Raw genomic sequence first — 17,739 nt, forward strand, 5'->3', positions numbered from 1 at the left:
AGCCTTTAAGGAGATAAAAGTGGAAGATCTATTGCCGGAACTGTGTGATCAGTTCCCAGAACAGGTACGCGTTGTTGAGCCAATGTTTGGAAATTTTGGCGGTCGTGAGCGGTTTGGCGGTGAGATCGTGACCCTGAAAGCGTTTGAAGATAACTCATTGGTGCGTGAACAGGTTGCACTGCCGGGTCAGGGCAAGGTACTGGTCGTTGACGGCGGTGGCTCTATGCGTCGAGCCATGCTGGGGGATTTGTTGGCTGAAAAAGCGACCAAGAATGGCTGGGAAGGCATTATTATTTATGGTTGCATTCGTGATGTGAATGCCATCAGTGATCTTGATATCGGCGTGCAAGCGCTGGGTGCACACCCAATGAAAACCGATAAGCGGGGCTTGGGTGACCTAAACGTTGAGCTGACGTTCGGTGGTGTGACATTCCGTCCGGGCGAATTCGTTTACGCCGATAATAACGGTATCTTAGTCTCTGCTGAGAAGTTGGAGTTGGCGGACGCCTGATACAGGAACGCCGTGCTGACCCTTTGGGTTACACGGCTTTTAACAAGAGTTGTTGTCGCATCGTCGGACTTTTGATCAGGTCAGCCAGGGTATATTCCTCAAGCACAGCCATAAATTGAGCTTGGGCACGATCCAATATTCCCTGTAACGAACAACTACCGGTGAGACGGCAGCCCTGTTTGCTGCAATCAATCAACGGCTCTTTGCCCTCTGTTTGCGCAACGACAACAGCCAGGTTTATTTCAGTGGCGTCTACAGCCAGCTTGATACCACCATTTTTACCACGAAAGGTTGCCAGGTGCCCCGACTTGGAAAGTGCGTGAACCACCTTGCGCAGGTGCTCAACAGATATGTCAAAATAACCGGCAATTTCTGACAGTGTAACCAGGCGGTCATTGTTGGCTGCAACATAGAACAGCACGCGAAGGGTATAATCTGTAAATCGACTTAGTTGCATGGGATAGTCTGCTGAAAAGATGCAATTTGAATATACGTTTCAGTTAGCATTAAAGCAACCCGGCTTTGGTTGATGATTGCGTTTATGACCCAATATTGAGTCTGGGGTTCATCAATCGGACGTTTAGTGTTGCGTAACCAAGGATCAGTATTTTGTACAAATTATTAATTTTTGATTGGGACGGTACATTGATTGACTCGGCCGACCGAATTATTGCCAGCATGCAGGCAGCGGCACGTGATTGTAATGTGCCGGTGCCGGACGCCGAAGCTGTACGCAATATTATTGGCCTCGGTTTGCCTGAAGCGATCCGGTTACTGATCCCCGGTATTGACCAGGTGGGTGTTGAAGAGATGCGTCGTCAGTATGGCGCTCACTTTCTTGAAATTGATCAAACGCCAATGATTCTGTTTCCTGGTGTGCGTGAGTCGCTGGAACGAATGCACCAGAAAGGTGTCCGAATGGCGGTAGCAACCGGCAAAAGTCGCCGTGGCCTGGACCGTGGTTATAAGCAGACCGGCCTGGGACCTTTGTTTGAAACTTCACGTTGTGCAGATGAAACGACCTCTAAGCCTGATCCGCATATGCTGCATGAAATTTTGGAGGAAACCGGTGTTGCACCCCACGAAGCGTTAATGATTGGTGATACCGAATATGATCTCGAAATGGGTCAGCGGGCCGGCACAGGGCTGGTGGCAGTGAGCTATGGTGCACATCCATTACACCGGTTAGAGCCGTACAAGCCGGTACTTAAAGTCGATCAATTTATGCAACTTGAAGCCTGGTTAGCACCTGCTTTGGGCTGGTAAATGTAAGGAAATTGTATGAGTGATAACCCATGGAACGAACCAGAGACCAACAGCGCTGCCACGGCCGAAACCCCCGCCAAGTCCTTGGTTGAAAAAGCTCAGGCCAAGGCGGGTAATAGCCGTGAGTGGAAATTGATTGAAAAGACCCTTAACGGCTTGTTTTTGGAGCAACGCCGGGCGCGGCGCTGGGGGATCTTCTTCAAGAGTCTGACCTTTCTTTATCTGTTTGCATTACTGGGTTTGCTGCTGGTGGGTAATGACCTTGAACAGGGCGTCACCTCGCATAGCCATACCGCAGTGATTGAAGTCAAAGGCACCATCAGTGCCGATGATGAGGCCAGCGCGGATAATATTATTCAGGGGCTGCGCGATGCCTTTAAAGCGCCTAATGCACAAGCAGTTATTCTGCGCATTAACAGTCCCGGCGGCAGTCCGGTTCAGGCGGGCTATGTCTATGATGAGATTAAGCGTTTACGGGCGTTGAACCCGCAGAAACCACTGTATGCTGTGATCACCGATATAGGGGCTTCTGGTGCCTACTATATCGCCGCGGCAGCAGATGAAATTTATGCCGATAAAGCCAGTCTGGTAGGGTCTATTGGCGTGGTATCAGGCGGGTTTGGTTTTGTTGAGTTGATGCAGAAGCTGGGGGTAGAGCGTCGTCTCTACACGGCAGGTGAACACAAGGCGTTTCTGGATCCTTTTTCGCCAAGCGATCAGGGCGAAGCAGCTCTGTGGCAGGAGGTTTTGAAGACCACCCATGCGCAGTTTATCGAACAGGTTAAGCAGGGCCGTGGAGATCGTCTCAAACCAAGTCCTCAGCTGTTTAGCGGTTTAGTCTGGACCGGAGAGCAAGCGGTTGAACTGGGGCTGGTGGATGGGCTTGCCAGTAGCAGTGCTATTGCTCGAGATAAAGTGGGTGCCGAGCAGTTGGTAGATTACACCCCACGTCCGGCACCCTGGAAGCAGGTGATTGGTCAGTTGGGTATCAGCTTTGCCAAGGCGATATCTACCCAGTTGGGGCTGAGCCCGGCATCGCCATTGCGCTAGACTGTATTACATCACCGGTCAGCAGGAGGAACAGATGAACAAGGTTGAAATATTTGGCCCCGGTTTTAGCACTTTTGTCCGTACTCTGATGTTGGCCTGTGAGGAAAAGTCGATTCCATACCGTCAGCATATGGAGTGGCAGGGTGAGCCGGTTGCTATGCACAGTGACAGCCATTTTCAGTTGCATCCCTTTGGTAAGGTACCGGTGTTAATTGATGACGGCCGTGTGTTGACTGAAACCTGCAGTATTCTGCGCTATCTGGAAGCGGTTTATCCGCAACATCCTCTACAACCGGCAGATGCGTTTGACAGAGCGCTACTGGATCAGTGGTGTGGTTATATCAGTGGTTATGTCGACCAGGCCCTGATTCGGCGCTACCTGCTTGAATTTGTTTTTCCCAAAGGCGAAGGCGGTACGGTACGCGAAGATAGAGTTGAGCGTGCGTTGCCTGGGCTGCATGAAGTGTTAGCGATGCTGGAAAAGCAGCTTGCAGATCAGCCGTTCCTGATGGGTGATACACTTACCCTTGCTGACCTACTGTTATTACCGATGTTGGATTATCTTCTGGCAATGCCGCAAAGCCGAGAACTTATGCTCGGCTATTCGGCTTTGGTCAGTTATACAGAACGTCTACGCCAGCGGCCCTCTGCCCAGCTTGTGCTGGCAGCATCATGAGTCCTGTTTCTGGGGCTCGGCAATCAGCGTAAGGTTGTCATCCCGCGCGGCCAGATAAAAGCAGTTGCGTCGCTCGGTATGACAGGCCGGACCTTGTTGCTCGACTAGGCAAAGAATTGCATCGCCATCACAGTCTATACGCAGTTCCACCAAGTGCTGCATATGGCCTGAACTCTCGCCTTTACGCCAATAATTCTGTCGCGAGCGCGACCAGTAGCAGACATGGCCTGTTCGCAGGGTTTCTGCAATTGATGCCCGGTTCATCCATGCCAGCATCAATACCTCGCCGGTATCATGTTGTTGGGCAATCGCCGGTACTAAACCGTCCCGATTAAAATTAAGCTGATCTAGGGCTTCATTCAGATCGACACTGCTGCCTTTAGCGGCTTGCTCCAGTGCCAGGTAATAATTGTTTTTCATGGTGTGTTTGGTAATTAAGTTAGCTAACCCCAGTGGGGGTGGCGGCCAATAGTAGCACGTTGTGGCAAACAGGAAGAAAAGTTGAATTTTTGCAGTGTTGGCTTATCCAAGCAGTAACCTTGCTGAGGGACTCTGCATGTTATCCAGAACCAGTATTTTTGCCTTCGTCATAGCGGTATTGATTACGTTATTGTTAGCGAGTCAGTGTTCGTCTGAGCATGATCAGGTGAGCGCTGTAATTGTGCAATTAGGGCAGTGGGTTTAGTGTATGCGCGCATAAAAAAGGCCCGGATAACCGAGCCTTTTTTCGAAATGGGTTATCGCCTAAGCGGCTTGTGTTGCATGGTGTTCGGGGTGTGTGGCAATGAAATGTTGTAGAACTTTATGCAGCATCTCGGCGTGAGCGTAGTTCTGGTGTCGTTTTGCGTTTTCAATGTCGTCCAGGATAATTCCCTTGATCTTTTGCTCGCCGTCATGAGTGATCAGATAATGGCCCAAGCCCATAGCGATCATGGCATTGGTATGCTCATGCTCAGCGATGGCTTCCACTTCGTCCTCTGTCAGATCACTTAATTCAAGACATTCCTCATACGTTAACATTATTTATTGTCCCTCTGGCTTCGCTTTATTGTCTTGTTGTTTTTATCTATGCATCGCTAATCTTGCGATGTCGCACACAAGTCTAGGAGAGGTTAATCGCTTTATCTAATACTTTTGTAGGACAATATTTCACATTATTTTCCGAGTTGATGAATTGAAATCATTACGCAAGTGCGAAAAGTGAAATTCATTCATTACTTTCTGTCGCTTGTTTAAAGGGCAATAGTTGCGCCAGCGCCTGCATTCGTTCATCCAGCACGTGCTGCTCTTCTAAGATAAAGCGTGCAATCGCTTCATTGAATCCCTGTTCTTGCAGCCAATGCGCAGAGTAAGTGGTTGTGGGTTCAAAGCCACGCTGAATTTTATGCTCGCCCTGTGCGCCAGGGTCAAAGCGTTGCCGGCCAGTCTCAATACAGTGGTCTATGCCTTGGTAGTAGCAGGTTTCAAAGTGCAGACTGTCAAACTCTTCAAGACAACCCCAGTAGCGGCCATACAGTGTTTGCGAGTCCTGCAGGCACAGGGCTGCCGCCACTGGCTGATCATCACAGCAGGCTTCTACCAAGAGTAACTGTTCAGGCATCGTTTCCCGTAGCTGGTGAAAAAACTCCGGCGGCAGATAAGGGCGTTGTCCACGTTTCCAATAGGTGGCCTGATAAAAACGGTAAAAAATCCGTATCGAATCGGGGCTGATGTCAGTGCCGGTGCTGCGGGTCAGTTGAACACCCTGATGACTGATTTTTTGCCGCTCTTTACGTAGGTTTTTGCGTTTGCGCGAGTTGAAGTGTGCCAGGTAGTGCTCAAAATTTTGATAGTTACGGTTATACCAGTGGTATTGGCAGTCCTGCCGCAATAAAAACGCATTACCAAACTGCTTAATTTCAGCTGCAGAAAAAAACAGGCCGTGCCAGGAATACGCACCCAGCGTTGCAGCAATTTTGGGAATAGCGATGGTTAACTGGGGTAATAACAGGTCAGTTGATAACGGTGTCAGTAACCTGGGCCCGGTCACCGGCGAGAAGGGAATAGAGGTTACCAGCTTTGGGTAGTAGGGGCGTCCATGACGTTGGTAGGCATCGGCCCATGCCCAGTCAAATACATATTCCCCGTAGGAGTGAGACTTGAGATACATCGGCAGAACAGCAACCGGTGCGCCATCAACGAGTATTTTCAGGTGTGCGGGTTGCCAGCCGGTCTCGGCACAAACGGCGCCACTGCTTTCCAGCGCATGCAAAAACGCATAGCGAGTGAAGGGGTAGTCATCGGTACGAAACTGTTCCCACAGAGACTCGCCAATTTTGCTAATGGAATCACATATTTGAAAGGTCAGATTCATTACCTGATGATGCCATGCAGTGGCAATAAACGCTAAACTTAAGCTATATCCACTGTCAGGAGTTATCAGATGGACGAGTTGGAGCTTGAATTTGTGCTGCATCCGCAGTTGCAGGCTGATTGTGTTGTGTTAGGTGATTTGCCACTGTGCCGGTTGTTATTGATGAACGATGCCAATTATCCCTGGTTTATTCTGGTACCACGCCGTGCCGAGGTGACAGAGGTCTACCATCTGTCTGTCGAGGATCAGGTGCAGCTTACCCGTGAGTCTGCCAGTTTGGCAGAAACGTTGGCGGATACCTTTGCCGCCCGCAAAATGAATATTGCGGCGTTGGGTAATGTGGTGCCGCAGCTGCATATTCATCATGTCGTTCGCTATGAAAAAGACCCTGCCTGGCCTGCGCCGGTATGGGGTAAAATCGCGGCGGTACCCTACAGTAGCGAAAGAATCGACTCGATTCGCCAACGCCTGGAATTACTATTGCAGGGAGATCTTGAGTTCGCCCCCCATCACTGAACGACTTATCTAAGACCCCGGATTCTGGGGTCTGTTACCACCGCTTAAATCAGGTATAATCCGCGATCTCTTATGATCGACCTAAAACCCACTTTTGCCTCAATTTATTTGCTGAGGTGTTACGGGTCGGGTCGGTTTTGCAACAGATATACCATGACAGGGTGCCTTGGAGGTGCCCGGATCTCGTAAACAGGAACCAGACATTATGCGCAGTCATTATTGCGGCGACATTAGAAAAGAACATATTGGTGAAGACGTTTCTCTGTGTGGTTGGGTCCACCGTCGCCGTGACCACGGTGGTGTAATCTTTCTTGACGTGCGTGACCGTCAGGGTTTGGTTCAAGTGGTATTTGATCCGGACCGCCAGGATAGCTTTCAGCTAGCCGATACTTGTCGTAGCGAATTTGTTATTGAACTGAAAGGTACTGTGCGTAATCGTCCTGAAGGCACGGTTAACCCTGAAATGCCGACGGGTGAAATCGAGATTCTTGGCAAAGAGCTGGTGATTCTGAACCGTTCCGCCACGCCGCCATTCCAGCTGGATGAGCATCAGCAGGTGGGTGAAGATGTGCGTTTGCGCAACCGCTTTGTCGATCTGCGTCGCCCGGAGATGCAGGACAAATTGCGTTTTCGCTCCAAAGTGACCATTGCGATTCGTAACTTCCTTGATGAAAACGGCTTCCTCGACATCGAAACTCCTATTCTAACCCGTGCTACCCCTGAGGGTGCACGTGATTATCTGGTGCCAAGCCGTACCCACGAAGGTTGCTTCTTTGCGCTGCCACAGTCACCGCAGTTGTTTAAACAGTTGTTGATGGTCTCTGGTTTCGACCGTTACTACCAGATCGCCAAATGTTTCCGTGATGAAGACCTTCGTGCCGATCGACAGCCTGAATTTACCCAGGTGGATATCGAAACGTCCTTTATGGACGAGGGCGGTATCATGGGTATGGCTGAAACTATGGTGCGTCAGCTGTTTAATGACCTGCTGGATGTTGAATTGGGCGACTTCCCACAGATGCCATATTCTGAAGCGATGAACCGCTATGGTTCTGATAAGCCAGACCTGCGTATTCCACTGGAGCTGGTTGATGTGGCTGATCTGATGGAAAGCGTTGAATTTAAAGTCTTCGCCGGCCCTGCCAAGGATCCTAAAGGTCGTGTTGCAGCACTGAAAGTACCGGGTGGTGCTGAGCTAACCCGCAAGATCATTGATGAATACACCCAGTATGTGGGTGTATATGGTGCCAAGGGCCTTGCCTGGATCAAAGTGAATGAGCTGGAGAAAGGCGCAGAGGGTCTGCAGTCGCCAATCGTTAAGTTCCTGGGTGAAGAGGTTGCCATGAATATCATGCAGCGTCTGGGTGCCCAGAATGGCGATATCGTGTTTTTTGGTGCAGATAAAGAGAAGATTGTTAACGAAGCGCTGGGCGCACTGCGTATCAAAGTTGGCCACGACATGAACCTGCTACAGTCCGAATGGGCGCCTCTGTGGGTTGTCGACTTCCCAATGTTTGAAGAGCTGGAGGGTGGCAACCTGACGGCACTGCATCACCCGTTCACTGCGCCAAGCTGTAGTGCTGAAGAGCTGAAAGCCAATCCGACCGGATGCCTGTCCCGTGCTTACGACATGGTGCTGAATGGCACCGAACTGGGCGGTGGTTCAGTGCGTATCCATGATCAGGACATGCAGCGGACAGTATTTGACGTACTGGGTATTGGTGCTGAAGAGGCCGAAGAGAAGTTTGGCTTCCTGTTGAATGCGCTGAAATACGGTGCGCCACCACACGGTGGTTTGGCATTTGGTCTGGATCGTATGGTCATGTTGATGACTGGCTCTGATTCAATTCGTGAAGTCATCGCGTTCCCGAAAACGCAGACCGCAAGCTGCCCGCTGACAGAAGCGCCAGGTGAAGTCAGTGCCGCGCAGTTGCGAGAGCTGAATATCAAACTGCGTAAAACACCCTAATAAAGTAAGCATCGAGCCAGCGGGGCTTTCGGCTCCGCTCAGATTCGAGGACGTTCCAAATGGCCGGTCATTCCAAGTGGGCCAACATTAAACACCGCAAAGCTGCCCAGGATGCGAAACGCGGTAAGGTTTTCACCAAGCTGATTCGTGAGTTGGTTGTGGCGGCAAAAGAGGGTGGTGGTCTGCCAGAAGACAACCCACGCCTGCGCGCTGCGATGGATAAGGCACTGGGTGCCAACATGAAAAAAGACACCATCGACAAAGCGATTCAACGTGGTGTTGGTGGCAGTGATGGTGATAACTATGATGAGCTCACCTATGAGGGCTACGGTCCCAATGGGGTCGCCATCATGGTTGAATGTATGACTGATAACGTTAATCGCACAGTTGCTGGTGTGCGGGCAGCGTTTAATAAGCACAATGGAAATCTGGGCACGAACGGTTCTGTTGCATACCTGTTTGAGAAAAAGGGACAGATCAGCTTTGCACAGGGGGCTGATGAAGAGCAGATTCTGGAAGCCTCCCTTGAAGCCGGTGCCGACGATGTTGTTAGCAACGAAGATGGTTCTATCGATGTATTTACCGATGTGCCGTCTTATCTGGATGTAAAACAGGTATTGGTCGAAACTGGCCTTGCACCGGCACACGCCGAAGTTGCCATGATTCCGGCCACTGAAGTCGAGCTGGATGAAGAGGGTGGTCGTGAGGTGCTGAAGCTACTCGATGCGCTTGAAGACCTCGATGATACTCAGAACGTCTTTCACAACGCTAATATTCCCGAAGCTGCAATGGACGATTAAGCCTCGTAACTGAGGACAGAAAAAGCCGGGGCTGTTATCCTCGGCTTTTTTGTTTCAGGCATCTTGCACTGGAGAGTCATGCTCATTTTAGGAATTGATCCCGGTTCAAGAATCACCGGATATGGCATTATCAACGTTGTTGGCAGCCGTAATGAATATGTTGCCAGTGGCTGTATTCGCATTAAGGGGGATGAGCTGGCTGAGCGGTTGCATCAGGTGTATGCCGGTGTGGCTGAGGTGATTCAACGTTACACCCCTCAGGAGATGGCCATAGAACAGGTATTTATGGCTCGTAATGCCGACTCTGCTCTGAAGCTTGGGCAGGCGCGCGGGGTCGCGATTGTTGCCGGCACTAACGCATCGTTACCGGTATTTGAATACTCAGCCCGAAAAGTAAAACAGTCTGTGGTGGGCAAGGGCTCTGCCGATAAAGTGCAGGTTCAGCACATGGTGGCACACATCCTGAAACTGCCAGGCATCCCGCAGGCGGACGCCGCTGATGCCCTGGCAATTGCGCTGTGTCACGCCCATAGCAGCAGCAGTTTGGTGCGTGCTGCGGGGACTACTCAAACCAGAAAACATACGTGGCGTAACCTGTAATGGCTGATCTGAGCTTACTGTATGCTGCCGAGCTGATTGGCGTGGCGGTGTTTGCTATTGCCGGTGCCTTGGCGGCACAAGGCAAGCGGCTGGATATCTTTGGTGTAGTGGTGCTGGCAATCGTTACTTCGCTGGGCGGCGGTTCCATCCGTGATATTAGCCTTAACAGCTATCCGCTGGTCTGGATTGCCGATAATAACTACCTCTGGGTCGCTGTGGCGGCTGCTGTGTTCACCTTTATCTTCTGTCGTTATCTGGCTTATCCAAAACGCAGCCTGTTGATACTCGATGCGATGGGGCTGGCACTGTTTGCTGTATTGGGTGCAGAGAAAGCCCAGGCAGCCGGTTTGGCGCCGATTATAGTGGTTATGATGGGTATGATTACTGGTGCTGCCGGTGGCATGATTAGGGATATTTTGACTGGACAGATCCCGCTGATATTGCAGCGGGATGGTTCACTCTATGCTACTTGTGCTCTGGCCGGTGCGCTGTTTTATGTATTGGCGGATCAAATACTGGAACCTGCTTTGCAGTTGACCCTAGCCGCGTTGATTGTTTTTTTGCTGCGCTTGGCAGCAATTTTTGCCAATTTACGTCTGCCGGAGTTTATTATGGCCGGACATGATCAGCCAAAATCGGAACAGGATAAAAAACCGTGATAGGACGTTTAACAGGTGAGCTGGTTGAAAAACATCCGCCACAGTTGCTGGTAGAGGTAAACGGTGTCGGTTATGAGGTTGAGGCCTCCATGAACACCTTTTACCGGTTACCCGATTGCGGCAGCCGGGTGACGCTGTTCACCCATTTTGTGGTGCGTGAAGATGCACAGCTTCTGTATGGTTTTTATGCGCGTGAAGAGCGCACGCTGTTTCGGACCCTGATTAAAGCCAATGGTGTTGGTCCCAAGCTGGCGATTACTATTCTGTCGGGTATTTCAACCCATGAATTTGTCCGCTGTGTTCAGCAGCAGGATACCGCTGCATTGATCCGGCTGCCCGGTGTCGGTAAGAAAACGGCAGAACGCCTGATTGTCGAGATGAAAGATAAGCTGGCGACACTGGGCTTGCAGGATGTGGCAGAGTTCAGTCTTGAGTCAGGCGGTATCCATGATGACCTGACGCCGACAATAGCGGCGGCTGTTGATAGTCGTACTGAAGCAGAGAGCGCTCTGGTGGCGCTGGGTTATAAACCCGTACAAGCGACCAAGGCCATCGCCCAGGCTGAAAAACAACTGGGTGCAGATGCAACCAGTGAAGATCTTATTCGTGCCGCCCTGAAAGCGATGGTGGCCTGAATAAGCCAGGGCATAACAAGAGTTGAGTTTTAGATGATTGAAGCTGACCGTTTTATATCGCCGCTGAGTGGTCCTGTTGAAGAAGCGCATGATCGTGCTATTCGGCCTAAAAACCTGGCCGACTACGTTGGTCAGCCGATTGTGCGTGAGCAAATGGAAATTTTTATTCAGGCTGCCAGGAATCGTGGTGAAGCGCTCGATCATACGCTTATATTCGGCCCGCCGGGTTTGGGTAAAACAACCCTGGCCAACATCATCGCTAATGAGATGGGCTCTGATATTAAAACTACCTCGGGCCCGGTGTTGGAGAAAGCTGGTGATCTGGCTGCATTGCTCACGAACCTTGAACCCAACGATGTGTTGTTTATCGATGAGATCCATCGCCTAAGCCCCAATGTAGAAGAGGTGCTTTATCCGGCAATGGAGGATTATCAACTGGATATTATGATCGGGGAAGGGCCTGCGGCGCGTTCTATCAAGCTGGATCTGCCTCCCTTTACCCTGGTGGGGGCGACCACCCGCGCAGGTTTGCTGACATCACCGTTGCGTGACCGCTTTGGTATCGTGCAGCGGCTGGAGTTCTACAATGTTGAAGACTTGACCCATATTGTCAGCCGCTCTGCCAAATTATCCGGAACAGAAATTGATACCGACGGTGCCCGTGAGGTAGCACGTCGTTCCCGGGGTACGCCACGTATTGCTAATCGCCTGCTGCGCCGGGCGCGGGATTATGCAGAAGTGAAGGCTGATGGTGTGATCAGTAATGAGATTGCTGATAAAGCCCTGAATATGCTTAATGTTGATCAGTTGGGTTTTGACCATCTGGACCGACGTATGCTGCTGGCAATGATTGAAAAGTTTGCTGGTGGGCCCGTGGGTGTGGAAAGTCTGGCGGCATCCATCAGTGAAGAGCGAGACACCATTGAGGATGTGTTGGAGCCCTATCTGATCCAGCAGGGGTTTGTCATGCGTACCCCCCGAGGCAGGGTGGTAACTGACCATGCTTACCGTCATTTTGGTCTGCAAAAAAACGTTGTTGATAAATAAAAAACCAATTTCAGTTAGGGAGTCTGCGAACAAGTCCAAGACTTTCTCTGCCGGCGATAAATTCGCCTTATGCGCGAAAAGCAGCGCAGTGGAATGACAAGTCCTTTCCAAGCTGCCTGACAAAGCAGCAGGCTGTTTTAGAACGCTCCCCATGGGGCTTTCAGATAAATCTGACCTCTGCGTTAGCGATTTTCGACAGGCAAACAGCATGCCTGTAACCGCTGCCTTGATCTCAAATTGCCCTGAAAGCCAGAGGCGTTTTGGGCTTATTCGTAGTTTCCTTAGCGTATGAGAGTGTGACACGGGTCAATATAAGCAGTTAGCACAGAGGTTATGATGCTGTAACCCAACATTGGTCTGATTGCGCTATGTCTGCCTTTCTCACACTCAAGCAACTTAACAGTTTTAAAACTGAATTGTTGGAGTTGCGCCAGCAGCTGATCTCAGAACTCCAGGTTGAAACGCAAGGACGGCTCATGGCTGGTGCTGGTTCCAGCCGTATTGCGGATGAAGACGCCAGTGAGTTTGTAGCTTCAGTTCAAACAGAACTCGCTGCTTGCCAAGCTGCATTGAGCCGGCTGGAACAAGGCTGCTTTGGCCATTGTGTGCGCTGTGGTGAAGAGATTGAACTTAGCCTGCTTGTTGCTTCGCCAAGTATAAGTTGTTGCCTTCGTTGTCAGGCAGTTAACAGTAAATAATAAAGTAAATTCTAGTCCCTTCAGATCGCATTCATTTTCCGCCAAGTATCCTCTGTCACCGTCGTGGGTTTTGCTTGTATATATTGTCGCGACTGGTATTGTTGCAGCTGATTAAATGGTCAGCTTTGGCCTGAACTTTGTCAGTTTAACTGACTCAAAACGCGTTACAGATATTCTCCTGTCCGAACACTGAGAGGGATGTGTAGTGGTCGAAAAAATGTCGATCTGGAGTCTGGTAGCCAATGCCAGTTTTGTTGTGCAGTTGGTAATGCTTAGCCTGCTGTTGGCTTCATTTCTTTCCTGGGTAATGATTTTTCAGCGTCAGCGTGTGCTAGGTCAGGCGCGCAGGACAATGATCAAATTTGAAGACAGATTCTGGTCAGGTGTCGATCTGGGACAGCTGTTCCGGGAGATCAACCATGATCCGAATCCCGATAGTGGCGTCGAGAATATATTCCGCGCGGGTATTAAAGAATATACCCGGCTCACGCAGCAGACTAACTATGACCGTGATGCGGTGATGGACGGCATTCAGCGCAGTATGCGGGTTGCTCTTGCGCGTGAAGAGGATAAGCTGGAGCGACATCTGCCATTTCTGGCAACCGTCGGTTCAACCAGCCCCTATGTTGGTTTATTTGGCACTGTGTGGGGCATCATGAACTCGTTTCGAGGACTGGCCAATGTGCATCAGGCGACACTCTCCTCTGTTGCCCCCGGAATATCTGAAGCATTGATAGCCACGGCGATTGGTCTGTTTGCTGCCATTCCTGCGGTGATTGCCTACAACCGGTATTCCGCCAAGGTAGACCATTTGATAGGTAATTATGAAACCTTTGCTGATGAGTTTTCTGCGATTCTGCACCGTCGTCTGCACGGCTCAAACTAACGGAGTCGGTTATGGTCAGACGGCAGCGTAAAAAACGCAAACTCAATTCCGACATTAATGTCGTACCCTATATCGACGTCATGCTGGTGCTGCTGGTCATTTTTATGATTACCGCGCCGATGCTGACCCAGGGGGTGGACGTTGAACTACCCAAGGCCGCTGCTGAACCTGTGGATGATAAGGACAATGAGCCAGTGATCGTCACGGTTGATGCAGAAGGTCTTTACTATATCGACATTGGCGGCAGTCCAGATGCTCCCATTTCAGGTGAGGTGGTGAGCGACCGGGTAGCCAAAGTATTGGCCAGTAACCCGCAAAAGATGCTGCTGGTGCGGGGCGATAAAAATGTGGATTACGACAAGGTTGTCCAGCTGATGGTGTTATTGCAGAAAGCGGGTGCTCCTAGTGTTGGTCTGGTAACAGAATAGGGCCGTATTGGTGAAGAGCACTAGCTATCTGATCCCCTCCGTATTTGCAGCATTGCTGCATATGGTTGTGGTTGTGCTGTTGGCTGAAAGCTGGTTTATGACAGAACCCGAACATCGTCAGGTGCCACGTCATGTTCAGGCGCAGCTGGTGGATTTTTCTGAGCGACAAGCTCAGCAGTTGGAAGAAGTCAAAGCCAAGGCGCAGCAGAAAGCTCAACAGGAAAAGCGTGCACTTGAGCGCCAGAAAGAGGCGCAGCGTCAGGCTGAGTTAAAACGGCAGCAAGAAGATAAACGTCGGGCAGATAAGAAAAAAGCGGCTGAGGCAGCAAAGCAAAAAGCCGTTGCAGAGAAGCAACGTTTAGCGGAAAAAAAGAAACAGGAAGCGCTGGCGCTGAAGAAGAAAGCTGAAGCTGCAGCGAAGCAAAAAGCCGCAGTTGAGCGTAAACGTAAACAGGCGGAAGCGAAGAAACAAGCTGACGCTGAGCAAAAACGACTGGCAGACGAGAAACGCAAACAGGCTGAGGCCGAACAGCGTAAGCGTGAAGAGCAGCAACGTCAGGCACAGGAACTGGCAGTCAAACAGGCAGAAGCTGCCCGTCGGGCCGAGTCGCAGCGTCAGGCGGCAGCATCCTATGAAGGCTACATCAAGGAGCTGATCTCCAGAAACTGGCGTCGCTCCCCAGGTACGCGCAATGAAATTGTGATCGAACTTTCGATATCACTGCTGCCCACCGGAAAAGTGGTGGATGTACAGGTAACCCGCAGCAGCGGTGATAGCCGCATTGATGAGGACGCTATCAGGGCGGTACAGCGGGTTGACCGGTTCGAGAAATTACAACAACTCGACCCGGTGGTATTTGACCGTTATTACAGACGATTCACCCTGCGATTCAGACCGGAGGACTTGCGGTGGTAAACATTTTTAGAAGTATGCTGATCAGCCTGACCATGCTGCTGGTTTCAGTAACAGCACAGGCAGACCTCACCATTGAGATCACTCAGGGGGTCGATAAACCCACACCGATTGCAGTGGTGCCTTTTGCCTGGAATGGCAGTTTCGCTCTTAAGGAAGATCTGGCTGCGATTGTTTCTGCAGATCTTGGCCGTACTGGCCTGTTTAGTATGATGCAAAGGGACAATATGCTGAGCTTTCCCAGTCAGCAGAATCAGGTGTTTTATCGCGACTGGCGGGTAGGGGGCACTGAGTTTCTGGTGATCGGCCGTCAGCAAGCCATTGAAAATGGACAGATTCGGGTCGAATTTGAGTTATACGATGTATTGAAACAGCAGCGCATGCTGATGGAGCGGGTGACGGGTAATAACAACAACCTGCGCGATATCGCTCATTACATATCCGACAAGATTTATGAAAAGCTCACCGGGGTCCGGGGCGCTTTCTCGACGCGTATTGTCTACGTTACGGCGCAGCAGTTTGGTAATGGTAAGGTGAATTATCAGTTACAGATGGCCGATGCCGATGGTGCTCGGCCAATAACGATTCGCGAGCAGGACCAGCCTATCATGTCACCAGCATGGGCGCGTGATGGTTCCAAACTGGCATATGTCTCATTCGAATCCGGCAAGCCGGCGATCTATATTCAGTATCTGGCGACCGGTAAACGGGAAAAATTACAGTCTTTCCGTGGGTTGAATGGTGCCCCGGCCTGGTCGCCTGATGGAAACCGGTTGGCACTGGTTCTATCAAAGGACGGTAATCCAGAGGTGTATGTGCTCGACCTGCGGTCACGTCAGCTTAACCGTATTACCCATCATTACGGGATTGATACTGAGCCGAGCTGGAGTCCTGACGGCCAATCATTGATTTTTACATCCGACCGGGGTGGTCAGCCTCAGATCTACCGTATTCGTCTGGCGAATCGTGATATCGAGCGTATTACCTATGAAGGTAACTATAATGCCAGTGGTAAGTTGACCCCAGACGGACGCTTTATGGCGTTGGTGCACCGGGGGGGTGATAACCAGTTCCATATTGCGGTTCGGGATATGAAAAACGGGCGTCTGGATGTGCTGACCGACACACTACTTGATGAGTCTCCAACCATTGCGCCTAATGGCAGTATTATTCTTTATGCGACCCAAAAAGGCACCCGTGGCGTGCTGGGCGGGGTCACGTTGGATGGCCGTGTTCGCTTTTTGCTACCCGCTCCTGCAGGGGATGTCCGTGAGCCTGCGTGGAGTTCATACTTGCAATAAATGCAATAAGACTTTAATTTATCAGCTGCTATAGGACATGGGCGGCTTGCAACCACATTACTGCTGAATAATCAGTAGGATACAGGAGTCATAAATGCGTACTTCCAAATTAACAAAAGCAGCAGCACTGGCATTCGGCGTTGTATGGGCTGCGGGTTGTAGTACTTCTTCTACAACTGATACAGCGCAAACCGCTACCGATACTGATGGCAGTGCCACTCAGGGCGTTGGTGTGGGTTCCGATGTAACAGGTGTTACCATCGAAGATCTGGCAAACCTGCGTACAGTGTTTTATTTCGACTTTGACCAGTCAGTTTTGAAAGCTGAAAGCTATGCTGACCTTGAGAAGCACGCGGCTTATCTGTCTCAGAACCCATCTGCTAGCGTTGTACTCGAAGGCCATGCTGATGAGCGCGGTACGCGTGAATACAACATTGCATTGGGCGAGCGTCGGGCACTGTCCGTTTCCCGCTTTATGCAGGTGAACGGTGTCTCTGGTGGCCAGGTTGAAGTTGTTAGCTTTGGTGAAGAGAAACCAGCCGTAGTTGGTCACAGCGAAAGTAGCTGGAGCCAGAACCGTCGTGTAGAACTGAAATACACTGCGCGTTAAGTATTAATGAACTGCGCAAAAAAACTTACCTTTGCGGGTCTGGCACTGCTTTGCAGTGCCATGGCTTGTGCTGAAGAGGTACCAGTCATTGAACTGGGTGCTGAGCGTGACAGCTCAACCGTAAATGTTGCTACTCCACCGCCGCAGCCGATGTCTCAGTCTGGTCAGATGTTGATGTTGATTCAGCAGCTGCAAGATGAGGTGCGCAGTCTGCGCGGTCAGGTAGAGCAACAGGCTTACCGTTTGAAACAGATGGAGCAGGAGCAGCTGGACCGTTACCGTGATCTAGACCGACGCCTCTCCGTACTTTTAGCTGCCAATGATGCTGCTGAGGTAGCCGCGCCTGCGGCGGCGTTGCCGTCAAGTTCAGCTCCCGCATCCGCAACCAGTGCCGTGCCAGAACCGCAGCCGACAGTTACCGCTAATGCTGCTACCCCGGACGCTGATTTGCGTGCTTACCGGGAGGCATTTTCTTTAGTACGTGACAAAGCTTATGCGCCGGCCATTTCTGCGTTTCAGGCGTTTGTGCAGCAGTACCCACAAAGCCCTCGTTTAGCAAATGCACATTACTGGTTAGGTGAAGTTTATCTGGTACAACAGGACGTTGAGTCCGCCAGAGATGCATTCAGTACTGTACTGAATGACTTCCCGCAAAGTAGCAAAGCACCTGATTCAGCCTATAAATTGGCTGTGGTATATGACCGGTTAGGTGATGCACCTCGCTCCAGTCAGTATCTTGATCTGGTGTTAAAGCAATACCCGGATTCCTCTGCTGCGCGCTTGGCGCAAGAGTTCAAACGCCTCCCCTGAACAGGTAGTTT

22 protein-coding genes are annotated in these 17,739 nt (G+C 50.8%); 18 read left to right on the forward strand and 4 right to left on the reverse strand.

The window, feature by feature from the left end:
- The first annotated feature begins 19 nt into the window (after positions 1–19).
- Positions 20–511 (forward strand): ribonuclease E activity regulator RraA, encoded by a 492-nt coding sequence (gene rraA, locus ACFVYJ_RS08735; protein ID WP_419415598.1) that lies wholly within the window; start codon positions 20–22, stop codon positions 509–511.
- Positions 512–539: 28 nt separating this feature from the next.
- Here rraA and ACFVYJ_RS08740 read toward each other — a convergent pair whose 3' ends face one another.
- Positions 540–968: an RrF2 family transcriptional regulator gene (locus ACFVYJ_RS08740; RefSeq protein WP_419415597.1), complete on the reverse strand. Its 429-nt coding sequence runs from the start codon at positions 966–968 to the stop codon at positions 540–542.
- Positions 969–1,120: 152 nt separating this feature from the next.
- Here ACFVYJ_RS08740 and ACFVYJ_RS08745 point away from each other — a divergent pair, with 152 nt between their 5' ends.
- The 3 genes from ACFVYJ_RS08745 to ACFVYJ_RS08755 are packed head-to-tail and all read left to right on the forward strand — an operon-like array spanning position 1,121 to position 3,503.
- Positions 1,121–1,777: an HAD-IA family hydrolase gene (locus ACFVYJ_RS08745; protein WP_419415596.1), complete on the forward strand. Its 657-nt coding sequence runs from the start codon at positions 1,121–1,123 to the stop codon at positions 1,775–1,777.
- 15 nt (positions 1,778–1,792) lie between these two features.
- Positions 1,793–2,827 carry a S49 family peptidase gene (locus ACFVYJ_RS08750; protein WP_419415595.1) on the forward strand — a complete coding sequence of 345 codons (1,035 nt, stop codon included), beginning with the start codon at positions 1,793–1,795 and terminating at the stop codon, positions 2,825–2,827.
- Positions 2,828–2,861: 34 nt separating this feature from the next.
- The gene (locus ACFVYJ_RS08755; RefSeq protein WP_419415594.1) at positions 2,862–3,503 is read left to right on the forward strand and encodes a glutathione S-transferase family protein; all 642 of its coding nucleotides are present in this window, start codon (positions 2,862–2,864) and stop codon (positions 3,501–3,503) included.
- Here ACFVYJ_RS08755 and hisI read toward each other — a convergent pair.
- From hisI to ACFVYJ_RS08770, 3 genes are all read right to left on the reverse strand, one after another.
- A complete protein-coding gene (hisI, locus tag ACFVYJ_RS08760; protein ID WP_419415593.1) occupies positions 3,498–3,923 on the reverse strand; it encodes a phosphoribosyl-AMP cyclohydrolase in 426 nt (141 codons plus the stop codon). The genes ACFVYJ_RS08755 and hisI overlap by 6 nt on opposite strands.
- 324 nt (positions 3,924–4,247) lie before the next feature.
- Positions 4,248–4,523, reverse strand: a complete 276-nt coding sequence (locus ACFVYJ_RS08765; RefSeq protein WP_419415592.1) for a hypothetical protein — start codon at positions 4,521–4,523, stop codon at positions 4,248–4,250.
- A 187-nt stretch (positions 4,524–4,710) separates the two neighbouring features.
- Positions 4,711–5,856, reverse strand: a complete 1,146-nt coding sequence (locus tag ACFVYJ_RS08770) for a GNAT family N-acetyltransferase (RefSeq protein WP_419415591.1) — start codon at positions 5,854–5,856, stop codon at positions 4,711–4,713.
- A 69-nt stretch (positions 5,857–5,925) separates the two neighbouring features.
- On the opposite strand from ACFVYJ_RS08770, the gene ACFVYJ_RS08775 reads away from it, so the two are divergent.
- The 14 genes from ACFVYJ_RS08775 to ybgF all read left to right on the forward strand — a co-directional run bounded on the left by ACFVYJ_RS08775 (position 5,926) and on the right by ybgF (position 17,728).
- Positions 5,926–6,372 carry an HIT domain-containing protein gene (locus tag ACFVYJ_RS08775; RefSeq protein ID WP_419415590.1) on the forward strand — a complete coding sequence of 149 codons (447 nt, stop codon included), beginning with the start codon at positions 5,926–5,928 and terminating at the stop codon, positions 6,370–6,372.
- Positions 6,373–6,577: 205 nt separating this feature from the next.
- A complete protein-coding gene (aspS, locus tag ACFVYJ_RS08780) occupies positions 6,578–8,341 on the forward strand; it encodes an aspartate--tRNA ligase (RefSeq protein ID WP_419415589.1) in 1,764 nt (587 codons plus the stop codon).
- Between the two features lie 59 nt (positions 8,342–8,400).
- Positions 8,401–9,141 carry a YebC/PmpR family DNA-binding transcriptional regulator gene (locus ACFVYJ_RS08785; RefSeq protein ID WP_419415588.1) on the forward strand — a complete coding sequence of 247 codons (741 nt, stop codon included), beginning with the start codon at positions 8,401–8,403 and terminating at the stop codon, positions 9,139–9,141.
- A 78-nt stretch (positions 9,142–9,219) separates the two neighbouring features.
- Complete coding sequence (gene ruvC, locus ACFVYJ_RS08790; protein ID WP_419415587.1) at positions 9,220–9,741, forward strand: crossover junction endodeoxyribonuclease RuvC; 522 nt, start codon at positions 9,220–9,222, stop codon at positions 9,739–9,741.
- Positions 9,741–10,400: a trimeric intracellular cation channel family protein gene (locus tag ACFVYJ_RS08795; RefSeq protein ID WP_419415586.1), complete on the forward strand. Its 660-nt coding sequence runs from the start codon at positions 9,741–9,743 to the stop codon at positions 10,398–10,400. Before ruvC ends, ACFVYJ_RS08795 begins: the two co-directional genes overlap by 1 nt.
- The gene (ruvA, locus tag ACFVYJ_RS08800; protein ID WP_419415585.1) at positions 10,397–11,035 is read left to right on the forward strand and encodes a Holliday junction branch migration protein RuvA; all 639 of its coding nucleotides are present in this window, start codon (positions 10,397–10,399) and stop codon (positions 11,033–11,035) included. Before ACFVYJ_RS08795 ends, ruvA begins: the two co-directional genes overlap by 4 nt.
- 33 nt (positions 11,036–11,068) lie before the next feature.
- Positions 11,069–12,082 carry a Holliday junction branch migration DNA helicase RuvB gene (ruvB, locus tag ACFVYJ_RS08805; RefSeq protein ID WP_419415584.1) on the forward strand — a complete coding sequence of 338 codons (1,014 nt, stop codon included), beginning with the start codon at positions 11,069–11,071 and terminating at the stop codon, positions 12,080–12,082.
- Between the two features lie 368 nt (positions 12,083–12,450).
- On the forward strand, positions 12,451–12,780 hold the full coding sequence (locus ACFVYJ_RS08810; protein WP_419415583.1) for a TraR/DksA family transcriptional regulator: 330 nt from the start codon (positions 12,451–12,453) through the stop codon (positions 12,778–12,780).
- A gap of 205 nt (positions 12,781–12,985) precedes the next feature.
- Entirely contained in the window at positions 12,986–13,666 is a 681-nt protein-coding gene (tolQ, locus tag ACFVYJ_RS08815; RefSeq protein ID WP_463255172.1) for a protein TolQ, read from the forward strand.
- Between the two features lie 11 nt (positions 13,667–13,677).
- Positions 13,678–14,094: a protein TolR gene (tolR, locus tag ACFVYJ_RS08820; protein ID WP_419415582.1), complete on the forward strand. Its 417-nt coding sequence runs from the start codon at positions 13,678–13,680 to the stop codon at positions 14,092–14,094.
- 10 nt (positions 14,095–14,104) lie between these two features.
- Positions 14,105–15,010, forward strand: coding sequence for a cell envelope integrity protein TolA (gene tolA, locus ACFVYJ_RS08825; RefSeq protein ID WP_419415581.1), 906 nt, complete (start codon positions 14,105–14,107; stop codon positions 15,008–15,010).
- Positions 15,004–16,308 (forward strand): Tol-Pal system beta propeller repeat protein TolB, encoded by a 1,305-nt coding sequence (gene tolB, locus ACFVYJ_RS08830; protein WP_419415580.1) that lies wholly within the window; start codon positions 15,004–15,006, stop codon positions 16,306–16,308. Before tolA ends, tolB begins: the two co-directional genes overlap by 7 nt.
- A 94-nt stretch (positions 16,309–16,402) precedes the next feature.
- A complete protein-coding gene (gene pal, locus ACFVYJ_RS08835; protein ID WP_419415579.1) occupies positions 16,403–16,918 on the forward strand; it encodes a peptidoglycan-associated lipoprotein Pal in 516 nt (171 codons plus the stop codon).
- A 6-nt stretch (positions 16,919–16,924) separates the two neighbouring features.
- Positions 16,925–17,728, forward strand: a complete 804-nt coding sequence (gene ybgF / locus ACFVYJ_RS08840; protein ID WP_419415578.1) for a tol-pal system protein YbgF — start codon at positions 16,925–16,927, stop codon at positions 17,726–17,728.
- The last annotated feature ends 11 nt before the right edge of the window (positions 17,729–17,739 follow it).

The sequence above is a fragment of the Pontibacter sp. JAM-7 genome (assembly GCF_048548695.2).
Lineage (GTDB): Bacteria > Pseudomonadota > Gammaproteobacteria > Pseudomonadales > Balneatricaceae > Neptuniibacter.